Annotated in this window: 11 protein-coding genes; 7 read left to right on the top strand and 4 right to left on the bottom strand. The window is 52.2% G+C overall.

Annotation, left to right across the window (positions count from 1 at the left end; all coding sequences use genetic code 11):
• The first annotated feature begins 148 nt into the window (after nucleotides 1-148).
• The 7 genes from AC5TBW_RS08035 to AC5TBW_RS08005 all read left to right on the top strand — a co-directional run bounded on the left by AC5TBW_RS08035 (nucleotide 149) and on the right by AC5TBW_RS08005 (nucleotide 8,019).
• A complete protein-coding gene (locus tag AC5TBW_RS08035) occupies nucleotides 149-1,246 on the top strand; it encodes an ABC transporter ATP-binding protein (protein ID WP_495511554.1) in 1,098 nt (365 codons plus the stop codon).
• Nucleotides 1,239-2,339 carry an ABC transporter ATP-binding protein gene (locus AC5TBW_RS08030; protein WP_495511553.1) on the top strand — a complete coding sequence of 367 codons (1,101 nt, stop codon included), beginning with the start codon at nucleotides 1,239-1,241 and terminating at the stop codon, nucleotides 2,337-2,339. Before AC5TBW_RS08035 ends, AC5TBW_RS08030 begins: the two co-directional genes overlap by 8 nt.
• Complete coding sequence (locus tag AC5TBW_RS08025) at nucleotides 2,332-3,219, top strand: carbohydrate ABC transporter permease (RefSeq protein ID WP_495511552.1); 888 nt, start codon at nucleotides 2,332-2,334, stop codon at nucleotides 3,217-3,219. The genes AC5TBW_RS08030 and AC5TBW_RS08025 overlap by 8 nt, the downstream gene beginning before the upstream one ends.
• 1 nt (nucleotide 3,220) lies before the next feature.
• The gene (locus AC5TBW_RS08020; protein WP_495511551.1) at nucleotides 3,221-4,117 is read left to right on the top strand and encodes a carbohydrate ABC transporter permease; all 897 of its coding nucleotides are present in this window, start codon (nucleotides 3,221-3,223) and stop codon (nucleotides 4,115-4,117) included.
• 12 nt (nucleotides 4,118-4,129) lie between these two features.
• Nucleotides 4,130-4,402 carry a DUF2160 domain-containing protein gene (locus AC5TBW_RS08015; RefSeq protein ID WP_088701628.1) on the top strand — a complete coding sequence of 91 codons (273 nt, stop codon included), beginning with the start codon at nucleotides 4,130-4,132 and terminating at the stop codon, nucleotides 4,400-4,402.
• 83 nt (nucleotides 4,403-4,485) lie between these two features.
• On the top strand, nucleotides 4,486-6,252 hold the full coding sequence (locus tag AC5TBW_RS08010; RefSeq protein ID WP_495511550.1) for an ABC transporter substrate-binding protein: 1,767 nt from the start codon (nucleotides 4,486-4,488) through the stop codon (nucleotides 6,250-6,252).
• 123 nt (nucleotides 6,253-6,375) lie between these two features.
• Nucleotides 6,376-8,019 (top strand): glycerol-3-phosphate dehydrogenase/oxidase, encoded by a 1,644-nt coding sequence (locus AC5TBW_RS08005; RefSeq protein ID WP_495511549.1) that lies wholly within the window; start codon nucleotides 6,376-6,378, stop codon nucleotides 8,017-8,019.
• Between the two features lie 72 nt (nucleotides 8,020-8,091).
• On the opposite strand, the gene AC5TBW_RS08000 is transcribed toward AC5TBW_RS08005, so the two are convergent.
• The 4 genes from AC5TBW_RS08000 to AC5TBW_RS07985 form a co-directional block, all read right to left on the bottom strand.
• Nucleotides 8,092-8,316 (bottom strand): hypothetical protein, encoded by a 225-nt coding sequence (locus AC5TBW_RS08000; RefSeq protein WP_495511548.1) that lies wholly within the window; start codon nucleotides 8,314-8,316, stop codon nucleotides 8,092-8,094.
• Nucleotides 8,317-8,814: 498 nt separating this feature from the next.
• A complete protein-coding gene (gene glpK, locus AC5TBW_RS07995; RefSeq protein WP_495511547.1) occupies nucleotides 8,815-10,302 on the bottom strand; it encodes a glycerol kinase GlpK in 1,488 nt (495 codons plus the stop codon).
• 111 nt (nucleotides 10,303-10,413) lie between these two features.
• On the bottom strand, nucleotides 10,414-11,172 hold the full coding sequence (locus tag AC5TBW_RS07990) for a DeoR/GlpR family transcriptional regulator (protein WP_495511546.1): 759 nt from the start codon (nucleotides 11,170-11,172) through the stop codon (nucleotides 10,414-10,416).
• 126 nt (nucleotides 11,173-11,298) lie between these two features.
• Nucleotides 11,299-13,236, bottom strand: a complete 1,938-nt coding sequence (locus AC5TBW_RS07985) for an SLC13 family permease (protein WP_495511545.1) — start codon at nucleotides 13,234-13,236, stop codon at nucleotides 11,299-11,301.
• Nucleotides 13,237-13,284: the final 48 nt, after the last annotated feature.

The following is a 13,284-nucleotide window of genomic DNA, read 5'->3' as shown; positions in this document are numbered from 1 at the left end:
TGCAAGTTCGCAAGTGATCAACTAGCCTTTCGTAAACGAAAGCGATTAACCTTATTTAACTGGATTGTTAACAGCATTCTCCGAGAGCGATCCCCAACAGCTTCTCAATATAGCTTTCTCCAATAACAATGACGCTAGCGAGATCGGCATGTCCTTACATTTACAAAATATCGATCACATCGTTAACGGTGTGCCCCATATCAGTGGGATAGACTTAGCCTTAGAGCCAGGATCTTTCAATGTGCTGCTTGGGCGAACACTCGCCGGCAAAACCACCTTAATGCGCTTAATGGCTGGGCTTGAGCCACCCACCCGCGGCAAAATCATTATGGATGGCAAAGACGTTACGAATGTTTCTGTGCGTAAACGCAACGTCTCCATGGTCTACCAGCAGTTTATCAACTACCCCAGCCTCACCGTTTACGACAACATTGCGTCGCCGCTTAAACTGGCCAAACAGCCAAAAAGTGAGATTGAGAAACGGGTTGGCGAAATTGCTGAAATGCTGCATATCGAACACTTGCTGAACCGTTATCCTCAAGAGCTCTCTGGCGGCCAACAGCAGCGTACCGCCATGGGGCGGGCGTTAATCAAAGATGCTGACTTAATTCTTTTTGATGAGCCGTTGGTCAATTTGGACTACAAACTCCGCGAAGAGCTACGTGATGAGTTGCGTGACCTATTTAAAGCGCGTAACTGCATTGCTGTATACGCCACCACTGAGCCCAATGAAGCGCTAGCGCTTGGCGGCAACACTGCCGTTCTTCATGAAGGTAAATTACTTCAATACGGCCCCACCGAGCAGGTCTATCGCGAGCCTAACGGCCGCTTTAGCGCAGAAATGTTCTCTGAGCCGCCAATTAACATCATTCCCGGCCAGCTTACCGAGACCCAAATCACCTTCGACCAAACGTTACACTTTCCCTGCGATGACAAGCTAAAGCGTCTTGAACCGGGTGATTACGACTTTGGTGTGCGCGCTTCCCACCTCACCCTAGAACCGCAGCAAGCCGATGACTTAGGGCTGGATGTACAGGTCGATGTAGCGGAAATTAGCGGCTCTGAAACTTTCCTGCATGTTCACCACGAACACTTCCCCTTAGTGCTTCACTTAGCGGGCATACATCAGTTTAGTGTTAATAAACCTTTGAAAGTTTACTTCCCAATCCACCAACTTTACGCCTTCGACAAACAGGGTCATACGGTCCATATTCCTGCGCGTCAGGGAGGAGCTGCCCATGGCTGAGATCACGTTAAAGGGTCTGGCACACTCCTACGAAAAAACGCCCAAGGGTGAGTCGGATTATGCTATTCGGCAGATGGATCACGTGTGGCATCAAGGCGGCGCCTATGCACTATTGGGGCCATCGGGTTGCGGTAAATCGACTTTGCTCAATATCATTTCCGGCCTGCTAGAACCCTCTGAGGGTGACGTGCTTTTTGACGGCCAGCGGGTGAATGAGCTGCCTCCCGAAGAGCGCAATATTGCCCAGGTTTTTCAGTTTCCGGTGATCTACGACACTATGACAGTGTTCGACAATCTCGCCTTTCCCCTGCGCAATATGAATACCCCCGAGTATCGAGTGAAACCCAAGGTTCTGGAAGTCGCTGATATTCTGGAGCTGACGCCGCTACTGAACCGCAAAGCGAAAAACCTGACCGCGGATGAGAAGCAGAAAGTCTCCATGGGGCGCGGGCTGGTACGCGACGACGTGACGGCCATCCTATTTGATGAACCGCTAACCGTTATCGACCCGCAGCTAAAGTGGAAGCTGCGCCGCAAGCTTAAGGAGATTCACGAGCGCTTCAATATCACCATGATCTACGTGACCCACGATCAGCTAGAAGCGTCCACTTTCGCAGATAAAATCGCCGTGATGTATGAAGGTCAGGTGGTGCAATTCGGCACGCCGCGAGAGCTTTTCGAGCGACCTGCACATACCTTTGTGGGCTATTTTATTGGCAGCCCCGGCATGAATTTTATGGCTGTGGAATACCGCGATGATAACGTCATGTTCGGCTCACAGCCGCTGCCGGTTAGCGAGCCAATGAAACGAGCAGTTGCTAATGCCAGCGCTAACAATATCAAGCTGGGTATCCGCCCCGAATTTATCGCCATTTCCTCAAGCAAACTCGAAAATAGCGTGCCGGTTCAGGTAATCAGCGTTCAAGACTTGGGTACCTACTCGCTACTCACCTTCAAGCTCAACGAACAAACCTTTAAAGCACGCCTGCCCGAAGGCCATCCACCGGTGAGCGAAGCAGCATTTGCGCGCTTTGATGATGCCCAGGTGGCGCTCTATATCGATGAATACTTGGTGGAGGCTGGCCATGAATAACAAAGTACCCAATAACAGAGCCTGGCTACTGGTGCTTCCCATGCTGGTGCTGGTGGCATTCTCGGCCATCATTCCGCTCATGACCGTAGTCAACTACTCAGTGCAGGACGTGCTTGGCCCGAATGCGAGCTTTTTTACCGGCACCGAGTGGTTTAAAAGCATGCTCAACGACGATGCTCTGCAGGCGGCATTTCTGCGCCAAATTTCGTTCTCGTTGATCATTCTGGCCATTCAAATACCGCTAGGTATTGGCATCGCGTTGATTATGCCCAAACGCGGCTGGCAGGCTTCAGCGGTGCTGATACTGATTACTCTCCCTCTGCTAATCCCCTGGAACGTAGTGGGCAGTATCTGGCAAATTTTTACCCGTGGCGATATAGGTTTAATGGGCTGGGGCCTACGTGAGTTAGGCGTCGAATACAATATCACCCGTAATGCAGGCGATGCCTGGGTAACCATCATCTTAATGGACGTTTGGCACTGGACGCCGCTGGTAGCCATGCTGTGTTACAGCGGCCTCCGCTCGATCCCCGAAGCCTACTATCAAGCAGCGCGCATCGACCGTGCGTCGAAATGGGCGGTGTTCCGCTATATTCAGCTCCCCAAGCTCACCAACGTGCTGGTCATTGCTGTGCTATTGCGCTTTATGCACTCATTTATGATCTACGCCGAACCCTTTGTACTGACGGGCGGCGGACCAGGCAGCGCCACCACTTTCTTAAGCCAATCGCTAACCACGATGGCGGTGGGACAACAAGATTTAGGCCCTTCTGCTGCGTTCTCGCTGATCTACTTCCTGGTCATTCTCTTAGTGAGCTGGGTGTTTTACACCACCATTATGAACATGCAGAAAGACAAGCCGCCGCACGGAGGTGCTTAACATGAGCTATCAACTCGAAAACACTCAGCGCGGTGAAAAGTACAACACCATATTCAGCAAGGTATCACCAGCCAAGCGGCGTAACCGAGCCGCCCGTGCGCACTGGCGCTCGCGTATCCTGCTTGGCCTTTATCTGGCGCTAATGATTCTGCCCATTTACTGGCTGATCAATATGTCGCTCCAGACCAATAGTGAAATCCTGGGCTCCATGACGCTATGGCCGCAGAACCTTACTTTTGATAACTATATCGGCATTTTCACCAACTCAAGTTGGTACATGGGTTACGTCAACTCAATGCTCTATGTCGCGATGAATATGCTGATCACCATTTGTGTCGCGCTTCCGGCAGCATACGCCTTTAGCCGCTACACCTTCATCGGAGACAAACATCTGTTCTTCTGGCTGCTGACCAATCTTATGGCACCGCCTGCGGTATTCCTGCTGCCCTACTTCCAGCTTTATTACTCAGTAGGCCTTTTCGACACCCACATTGCCGTCGCGCTGGCTCACTGTCTGTTCAATATCCCCCTCGCTATCTGGATTTTGGAAGGCTTTATGAGCAGCGTGCCCAAGGAGATCGACGAAACCGCTTATATTGACGGCTACAGCTTTCCGCGTTTCTTCGTCAAGATTTTTATCCCCATGATCCGCTCAGGCATCGGCGTCACGCTGTTTTTCCTGTTCATGTTCTCCTGGGTGGAGCTGCTGCTGGCCCGCACGTTGACAGCGACTGATGCCCAACCCATTGGCATGATCATGACGCGCACATCGACCGCTTCCGGAATTGATTGGGGCACCCTGGCCGCTGCTGGGGTACTCACCATCATTCCTGGCATTCTAGTGGTCTATTTCGTTCGAAACCATATTGCCAAGGGCTTTGCCCTGGGCCGTACCTGAGGAGATCTCACTATGTCTTGGATGGTATGGACCGTACCCACCGCCATATTCTTTTCATCGATCGCAGCCATGCTGGCGGGGATGACAATTTGGGAGATTCTATCTCCCACCATAGAGCGTAAAGGGTTTTTACCCATTGCCACCACTCGCGGGGATCGGCTGTTTATCGGACTGCTCTCGGCGGCCTTTATCCATTTGGGAGTGATCGGTTTCACGTCTCTTTCCATTTGGATCGCACTAGCGGTATCAGCCTTATGGCTGCTGGTTTTAATGCGCTGGGGATAGCCCTTGGGGAAATGCCATCAGCGTTTAATCGGTATCAAGGACGGCTAAGCCATCAAGGAAGAACACAACAAAACGAGGTCAACATGCAAAAGCACTACAATAAATCCAAACAGACTAAATTCAAGCTGACGACCCTTGCTGCCAGCTTGCTGCTGGCATCGGGCACGCTGTCAGCGCAAGAAGAGGATACGCGCGCCATCGCTGAACGCTTGGTCGATGAGCACTTCCAAAACTCAACGCTGAGCCGGGAAGAGCAGATCGAAGAGCTGATGTGGTTTGCTAACGCTGCCGAGCCTTTCCGCGGCATGGATATCCAAACAGTGGCTGAAGGCCTCACGACTCACGTTTATGAAAGCGAGGTGCTTGCAGAAGCCTTTAGTGAGCTGACCGGCATTAACCTGACCCACAACATCATCGGTGAAGGTGATGTGGTTGACACCATGCAGAATCAGATGCAGTCGGGTAACAGCATTTATGACGGCTTCGTCAACGACACCGACGCCATCGGCACGCATATCCGCTATGGCACCACCATCAACCTTTCTGAAGCGATGGAGAACGAGTGGGCCGACTATACGTTACCCACCCTGGATTTAGACGATTTTATTGGCCTGCAGTACGGTACCGGACCAGATGGCAGCCTCTTTCAACTGCCTACCCAGCAGTTCGCGAACCTCTACTGGTTCCGCCATGACTGGTTTACCGACCCAGACCTGATGGCACAGTTCGAAGAGCTCTACGGTTACCCACTGGGCGTTCCCACTAACTGGACGGCCTATCAAGATATTGCTGAGTTCTTTACCAAGCACGTCGGTGAAATAGATGGCACCAAGGTGTATGGCCATATGGATTACGGCCGCCGCGACCCGTCGCTAGGCTGGCGTTTCCACGACTCCTGGCTTTCCATGGCAGGCATGGGCAGCCCCGGCGTGCCGTCTGGCAACCCGGTGGATGACTGGGGTATCCGCGTCAATGAACAAAGCCAGCCGGTAGGCGCCAGCGTCAGCCGTGGTGGTGCTACCAACTCGCCTGCATCGGTATTTGCGATGCAAAAAGCGGTTGATTGGCTTCGCGATTTTGCCCCGCCTGAAGCACAAGGCATGACCTTTGGTGAAGCAGGTCCTGTTCCAGCACAAGGACATATTGCTCAGCAAATCTTCTGGTATACCGCATTTACTGCCGATATGACCGACCCGGCCGTTGCCGTGACCGATGATGAAGGCAATCCGCTTTGGCGTATGGCGCCTTCCCCCACCGGCCCGTATTGGGAAGAGGGTATGAAGGTGGGCTATCAAGACGTAGGGGCATGGACCTTCTTTGACTCAACGCCGGAAGATCGCCGCACCGCTGCTTGGCTGTTTGCCCAGTTCACCGTGGCGAAAACCACCTCACTGGAAAAACTCATGCACGGTTTAACGCCGATTCGTGAATCTGACATCTTCTCTGAGCAGATGACCGAAATGGCGCCGAAGCTCGGTGGTTTAGTTGAGTTTTACCGCAGCCCCAACGAGTCCAACTGGACGCCTACCGGCACCAACGTACCTGACTATCCACGCATGGCGCCGCTATGGTGGCAAAACCTTGCACCGGTCATGAGTGGTGAAGTCACACCTCAGGAAGGCCTCGACAAGCTGGCAGCGGACCTGGACAGCACCATGAACCGCCTGGCCCGTGCCAACGTTTTCGACAGTTATGCCCCGGTTCTCAATGAAGAAGAGGACCCGCAGGTCTGGCTGGATCGCGAGGGTGCCCCGAAAGCCAAGCTGGATAACGAAATGCCGCAAGGCACCACGGTTCCTTATGATGAAATGATGGAAGCCTGGATGGCGGCAGGTACACGCCAAGAGTAACAACGCGTATCGCTAACAGGGCGGGCAACCGCTCGCCCTGTTCAAAGGTTTCATTGGCGGTATGCCAGAGCATAAGAGAACACCCACTTAAACGGGGCTATTTATTGGTTAATTGGATGCGCTATGAAACTGCGAAATCGAAACATTGAAAAACTACCCACCGAAACTTTTGATGCCCTGATTATCGGGGGTGGTATTAATGGCGCGGCCTCCGCAGCGGCGCTGGCGGGCAAAGGCGCGAAAGTTGCCCTGATTGATCGCGGCGACTTCGCTGGCAGTACCAGCATGCACTCCTCCAACTTAGTGTGGGGAGGTATTAAATACATGGAAAGTAATGATTTTGCACTCGTTCGCAAACTGTGCAAAAGCCGCAATCACTTGATCAAGAGTTATCCTTCTACGGTGCAGGAAATTCGCTTCCTGACCACTATTTCAAAAGGTTTCCGTCATTCACCTCGCTATCTTTGGGCGGGCACCTGGCTTTACTGGTTGATGGGCAACGGTTTTACCAAACTGCCGCGTTTACTCACGCCCAATAAGATTAAACAGGAAGAACCCATTATCGATATAGAGGGCTCTGTGGGTGGCTTCGAGTACTCCGACGCCTACCTCCACGATAATGACGCACGATTTGTGTTTAACTTTGTGCGTCATGCGCTTAACTATGGAGCTATCGCTGCTAATTACGTCGAATCACTCGGCGCCGAGCGCGAAGGTGATCTATGGGTAACCAAAGCGCGTAATGTCATGGATGGCAGCACCTTTGATATACGAGCAAAAGTCCTCATCAATGCTGCCGGGCCATGGGTGGACCAGCACAATGAGTTGACGGGCCAAAAAACCACGCACCATCATCTCTACTCTAAAGGCATTCACCTCATCGTTCCGCAATTAACTGATTCCCAGCGGGTGCTGGCGTTTTTTGCCGACGATGGGCGACTGTTTTTTGTTATCCCCATGGGCAATCGCACCTGTATCGGCACCACCGATACACATATGGAGCACCCAGAGGTGGATGTCACCACGGACGATATCACTTTCGTGCTGGAAAATATTAATAAGCGCCTGACATTGGATAAACCGCTCACGCCGGAAGATATTATCTCAACGCGCTGCGGCGTGAGGCCGCTTGCGATCAAAGCCGATCAAGGCAGTGACCGTGATTTTTTGCAGCTTTCTCGCAAGCACGTTGTCGATACCAATACCGAAAGCGCCCATATAAGTATCTTTGGTGGCAAGCTTACCGACTGCTTGAACGTCGGTGATGAGATTGCCGAAGAAATGGGTCGCCTTGGCGTTAGCCTGTCAGACCCCAACTTTCACTGGTACGGAGAACCCCCTAACCCGGTGAAGCAGCAGTTTATGGATCAAGCCAAGCGCATGAACTTGGATGCCATGACGGCGCCCACCTCTTCAGAACCGCTCTCTACTCGACTCTGGCGACGTTACGCAGACCAAGCCATTAAAATGCTGGAAGAAATTCGCCAGGATCCCGCTCAGGGCGAAATTTTAATTGAAGGCACAGAGTATATTCGCTGCGAATTAGAGCACGCCCGTGATTATGAAATGATCACCCAGCTCGAAGACTTTCTACGCCGCCGCGCTAAAGTTTCACTCGTCGTGCCTCATGAGCAGTTACGCCAATCCAACGGATTAAAAGAAGCCTGTCGGGTGTTATTTGGCGATGATGCGGATGAACGCTTTAATAACTATTTTGAACAACATAGAGATACGTCTCGTCCGTATACACCCACGGCCAATGTTTAAGTTTTGAAAAGATTAAAAAGCCCCCTCAAGTTAATGAGGGGGCTAAAGGTTAGTTAAGCTAATTTATTTATTTTACTCTTCATCTTCAATACGAAGTTGAGAGTCTCCCGCGAGCACTTCATCCCAGGCTTCTTCCACTGTGCAGCCTGAACGGCTTCCCACTGTGTCGATAACCTCAACCGCATGCTGCAATGACTCACGCTTACCCTTCAGCGCCACGACGAGTCTGGCGAGATCTTGCTTGCTGAAGGAGCTGGCGATACTGTCGGCTTGTTGGCTTAGTTCGATGCAGTTCATTAGTACTACCTCATGGTATGGTCATCCGCTGCCTAACCACCTACTGGTTTAAAAGCAGCCATCTTAATTAACGACGAATGGTGACGTTGCTACTCATGCTGGACCGGATAAGTGCCCAGTTCGGTAACTGCGAAACGGTCACAAGCTTTTCAAGACCTTCGCCCTTAAGCGCTAGGGTAATACTGAAGCGCTATCGTTCTGTAGCAGGGAACAGTTAAGTGATTCGGGATAACGAAGCACCTTGCTGATCCATGGCTTTACTATGGTCCACGGAAGCTATGCCCACAATGCGTCATTGGCCGCAGGCGTGGTTGTAACTCGACTACATAAACACTTATTAAGTGTTAAGTGTGTTAAAGACTTTCATGAGGGGCGCTAAAAGCGAAGAAAGGCGGCCAAAGGTTGAATTGGCCGCCACATTATAAAGAAACGAAAGAGACAATAGATAGTGTGCTTAAGTAGGGGTGCTGCACTGATTAGTTGAATTCAGGTCATTACCTAAGGCGTAGAGCGGACCCTCGACACCGCGTCCAACCAGCCCTGGTAAAGTTGCTCACGCGTGGCTTCATCCATGGACGGTAAAAAGCTCTTCTCGCAGCGCCACAACTGCTCGATGTCTTCCAGGGTTTCATACCAGCCCAGGCGCAGCCCCGCCAAGTAGGCAGCACCCAGAGCGGTCGTTTCAAGAATGGTGGGCCGATCGACCTTGACGCCGAGCATATCGGCCAGAAACTGCATCACCCAACTGTTCTTCACCATACCGCCGTCGACCCGCAAGGTACCTGGAGGCGCTTCCATATCGTCGTTCATACAATGTTGAAGATCGCGGGTCTGATAGCATACCGCCTGAAGCCCAGCAGCCACGATTTCAGCAATGCCCGTATCTCGGGTCAAACCAAAAATTGCCCCACGCGCTTTTGGGTCCCAGTGCGGGGCACCTAAGCCGGTAAAGGCAGGCACTAGATAAACGCTATGGCCGCTGCGAGTTTTCTGCGCTAACGCTTCGGTTTCCGAGGCATCGGCAAACAGGTTCAGCCCGTCGCGCAACCACTGTACCGTTGCTCCAGCCACGAAAATGCTGCCCTCCATGGCGTAAGTTGGCTTGCCATTAAGCCGATAGCCGATGGTCGTTAACAGACGATTCTGTGAAAGCGATGGTGTTTCACCAGTGTTCACAATCATAAAGCACCCGGTGCCATAGGTGCTCTTGCCCATGCCGGGCTGAAAGCAAGCCTGGCCGACTAACGCTGCCTGCTGATCCCCCGCCACGCCCGCTATGGACAGCGCTGAGCCAAACCAGTGCGCTTCAGTGGTACCAAAATCATCGCTGGAATCTTTTACCTCGGGCAGCAGATTGGCGGGTATGTTGAATAGCGTCAGTAACTCTTCATCCCACTCTTGGGTATGAATATTGAACAGCGCCGTGCGTGATGCATTAGTTGCATCGGTCACGTGCTGCTGAGCCCCGGTTAGTCGCCAGATCAAAAAGCTATCTACCGTACCAAACGCAAGCTCGCCTTTCTCGGCTCGCTCTCTTGCGCCCGTTACATTTTCTAATATCCAGGCCAGCTTGGTGGCTGAAAAATAGGGATCAATCAGCAGGCCTGTTTTAGCCTGAACGATTTCAGTATGCCCTTTATCGCGCAGCAACTGGCACAAGTCCGACGTGCGGCGGTCCTGCCAAACGATAGCGTTATAAAGCGGCTTACCTGTTTTCCGGTCCCATAAAAGTGTCGTTTCCCGCTGATTGGTAATGCCAATACCGGCAATTTGGTCAGCGGAAATGGCCGCGTTATGCATAACATCCCGACAGGTCGCAATGACCGTTTCCCAGATATCTTCGGGGTTATGTTCAATCCAGCCGTCGTGGGGAAAGTGCTGAGTGAATTCTTGCTGGGCCACCGCCGCAACTTGACCTTGGCGGTCAAACAGAATGGCGCGCGAGCTGGTCGTACCTTGATCAATGGCGAGTATATAAGAGGACATAACAAGTTCGCTTTGTTGTAGGTTCTTTCGATTTTGTATGCTTGTTTTCGCTTTATTATAATCCAAGGCTACTCCAGCTGCTGACATTGCTCAAGGATGAAACTACCCTTCTCAAGCGATATGCAGCGAGACGTCGTGCTGAGTTAGCAAGCGCTGAATCGACTCAGGTGGCTTCCGGTCGGTAAATAGCGCATCCAGCTGAGCCAGGTTACCTTGCCGAACGACCGGATTACGGTGAAATTTAGAGTAGTCTGCGGCCAGATAAATACGCCGCGAATTAGCAATGATGGCTTGGGCTACCCGCACTTCCTGGTAGTCAAATTCCAGCAGTGAGCCATCCTCATCAATACCGCTGATACCGATAATGCCGTAATCCACCTTGAACTGATTGATAAAGTCGATGGTCGCCTCCCCGATAATACCGCCGTCCCGGGAACGCACCTGTCCCCCGGCAATGATCACGGTAAAATCTTCCTTATGCTGCAAGATAGCCGCAACATTAAGATTATTGGTAATAATCTCAAGGCCCTGATGCTCTAACAACGCTTGAGCAATGACTTCATTACTGGTGCCGATATTGATAAACAGCGAAGAGTGATGAGGAATGTGCTGCGCTAGGCAGCGAGCAATCCGCTCTTTCTCTTCAAGATGCAGCGTTTTGCGCGTGCTATAAGCGGTATTCACCGTACTAGACTCAATGCCCACGCCGCCATGAACGCGACGTACCCTGCCCTCATCAGCCAGGGTATTTAAATCGCGACGGATGGTCTGCGGCGTCACTGCAAAATGATCAGTGAGCTGCTCAATACTCATGTAGCCGTGCTGGCGAACTAGCTCGACAATGGCGTCCTGACGAAATTGTTGATTCATAAGCCCGGCCTGTTCGTTTTTTATTGATATCTGAACGTAATAGGTTAGCAAAATTTTCGAAAGCTAATAGCATTCATCGCCTCCTTCGCTAAGCACTAAATCAATCGGCCGGGCAGTGTCGACGGTTTACAGCGGCCAAACCAAAAGAATGAGTGGAATAGCGACCGCTAGTACCACAAGTGAAAGTGGCAGGCCCAACTTCCAATAATCGCCAAAACGGTAGCCCCCCGGACCTAGCACCAGCGTATTCGACTGGTGACCGATAGGTGTTAAGAAAGCACAGGAAGCGCTTACCGCCACTATCATTAAGAACGGGTCGAGGGAAACATCAAAGCCATTGGCTAGACTCACCGCAATGGGTGCCATCAGAAGCGCTGCCGCAGCATTATTAACCACATTCGAAAGCAGCATAGAGAGTAGAAAGAGGCCCACCATGGTCACGACAACCGGCCAGTCGCTACCAAAGCGTAGCAGCGTGTCAGCAATCAAATCCGCACCACCGCTGGTTTCTAGCGCCTCACCCACTGGTATCATCGCCGCTAAAAGCACTATTACGGGTCCATCAATGGCTTGATACCCTTCGCGTAATGGCAATACCCCGATTAGAAGCGTGATCAATGCAGCGGTACTCATGGCCACAGCGGCGGGGAGTAGATCAAACAGCATGGCGATAATCGCCAGGGCAAAAATGGCAATCGACATGGCGAGCTTGCGTGGCTGCCCAAGGTGCAGTTCACGGCTGGCCAGTGGTAGGCACCCCAACGAGGCCAGGCTGTCTGCAATCTCGTTTTCACTGCCTTGCAAGAGTAAAACGTCGCCGTTCTTAAACCGTATATCCCGCAACCGCTGCTTCAAGCGACCTCCATCTCGCGCCACGGCCACCAGGTGCAGCCCAAACTGATGGTTCAAACGCAGTTGGCGCACGCTGCGGTTAATCATCATGGAATCATTTCGCACTACGGCTTCTATTAGCTGTAAGCCCTCGGTATCCACGGGCTGTTGATCTTGTGCAGGATCTTTCTTCTTGGCTGTATCGGCGTCGTTGGCGGGATGCTCAGCGTCTTTCACTTCTGGATCATCCCCTGAATCCTCCTCCAGTTCAGCAATCGCGCTAAGACCCACTTTGTCTTCCAGCATTTGGAGCTCATCGGGGCCTGCTTCTAATAGCAGGATATCGCCCTCTTCCAAGGCACCGTGAAAGTTGTAACCCGCTCGACGGTTGTCATCGCGAACCACCGCTAACACGGGAATCGTTTCGTCCAGCTCATCACGGAGCTGCTGCAGCGTTAAGCCTTTGGCTTTGGACTCTTCACCCACCTTCAACTCCACCAAATAGTTGGCGGTATCGAACATCTCATCCGTAGAGGCTTGTCCGCTACGCTTGGGCGTCAATCGCCAGCCCACCAGAACGATAAAGGCCAGCCCCGCCAGCGCTACCGCAACCCCCACGGGCGAGAAGCTAAACATACTAAACGCCTCGCCCGTTACATCGCGTCGGTAGCTGGAAATAATGATATTTGGCGGTGTGCCAATAAGGGTTGTCAGGCCACCAAGCAGTGAGCCGAATGCCAGGGGCATAAGTAGTAAAGAAGGCGAGGTATTATGTTCTCGTGCAAGCCGCATGGCCACAGGTAACAGCAGCGCCAGGGCGCCCACATTATTCATAACACCCGACAGTAACACCACGGTGCCGACCAACACTAAAAGTTGCAGCAGCAGGTTCTCGCCCACTTTAAGCACTTGGTTGGCGATAATATCGACCACCCCAGAGCGCTCAAAGCCTCTACTAAGCACCAGCACCGCCGCAACGGTGATCACTGCAGGATGGCCGAAACCGGTAAACGCATTTTCGGCTGGCACAAGCCCAAGCATGACTGACCCCAGCAATGCCGCCAATGCAACTAAATCGTAGCGGAATCGTCCCCATATGAACGCGATCAGCGTCAGGCCAAGTACGATAAACACCAACGTGCTTGGCGAAAGCGCCAACCATTCCAAACCTATCGCTTCAAGATTAAGACTCTCAACACCTGAGCCCTCAGCACTCGCGCCCTCAGCCGACATCCTTTTCCTACTCCCTTGCCACCGCTTGATAGGGGCAGCTTTCGATTA

It is taken from the genome of Vreelandella sp. ssv (assembly GCF_059448525.1).
Note: the sequence above shows the minus strand (reverse complement) of the source record. Positions and strands in the feature narration are given on the sequence as shown.

Bases quoted from the DNA above. Each gene is read 5' to 3' on its own strand.
- AC5TBW_RS08035 (WP_495511554.1), top strand. From the start codon at position 149: ATGTCCTTACATTTACAAAATATCGATCACATCGTTAACGGTGTGCCC.
- AC5TBW_RS08030 (WP_495511553.1), top strand. From the start codon at position 1,239: ATGGCTGAGATCACGTTAAAGGGTCTGGCACACTCCTACGAAAAAACG.
- AC5TBW_RS08025 (WP_495511552.1), top strand. From the start codon at position 2,332: ATGAATAACAAAGTACCCAATAACAGAGCCTGGCTACTGGTGCTTCCC.
- AC5TBW_RS08020 (WP_495511551.1), top strand. From the start codon at position 3,221: ATGAGCTATCAACTCGAAAACACTCAGCGCGGTGAAAAGTACAACACC.
- AC5TBW_RS08015 (WP_088701628.1), top strand. From the start codon at position 4,130: ATGTCTTGGATGGTATGGACCGTACCCACCGCCATATTCTTTTCATCG.
- AC5TBW_RS08010 (WP_495511550.1), top strand. From the start codon at position 4,486: ATGCAAAAGCACTACAATAAATCCAAACAGACTAAATTCAAGCTGACG.
- AC5TBW_RS08005 (WP_495511549.1), top strand. From the start codon at position 6,376: ATGAAACTGCGAAATCGAAACATTGAAAAACTACCCACCGAAACTTTT.
- AC5TBW_RS08000 (WP_495511548.1), bottom strand. From the start codon at position 8,316: ATGAACTGCATCGAACTAAGCCAACAAGCCGACAGTATCGCCAGCTCC.
- glpK (WP_495511547.1), bottom strand. From the start codon at position 10,302: ATGTCCTCTTATATACTCGCCATTGATCAAGGTACGACCAGCTCGCGC.
- AC5TBW_RS07990 (WP_495511546.1), bottom strand. From the start codon at position 11,172: ATGAATCAACAATTTCGTCAGGACGCCATTGTCGAGCTAGTTCGCCAG.
- AC5TBW_RS07985 (WP_495511545.1), bottom strand. From the start codon at position 13,236: ATGTCGGCTGAGGGCGCGAGTGCTGAGGGCTCAGGTGTTGAGAGTCTT.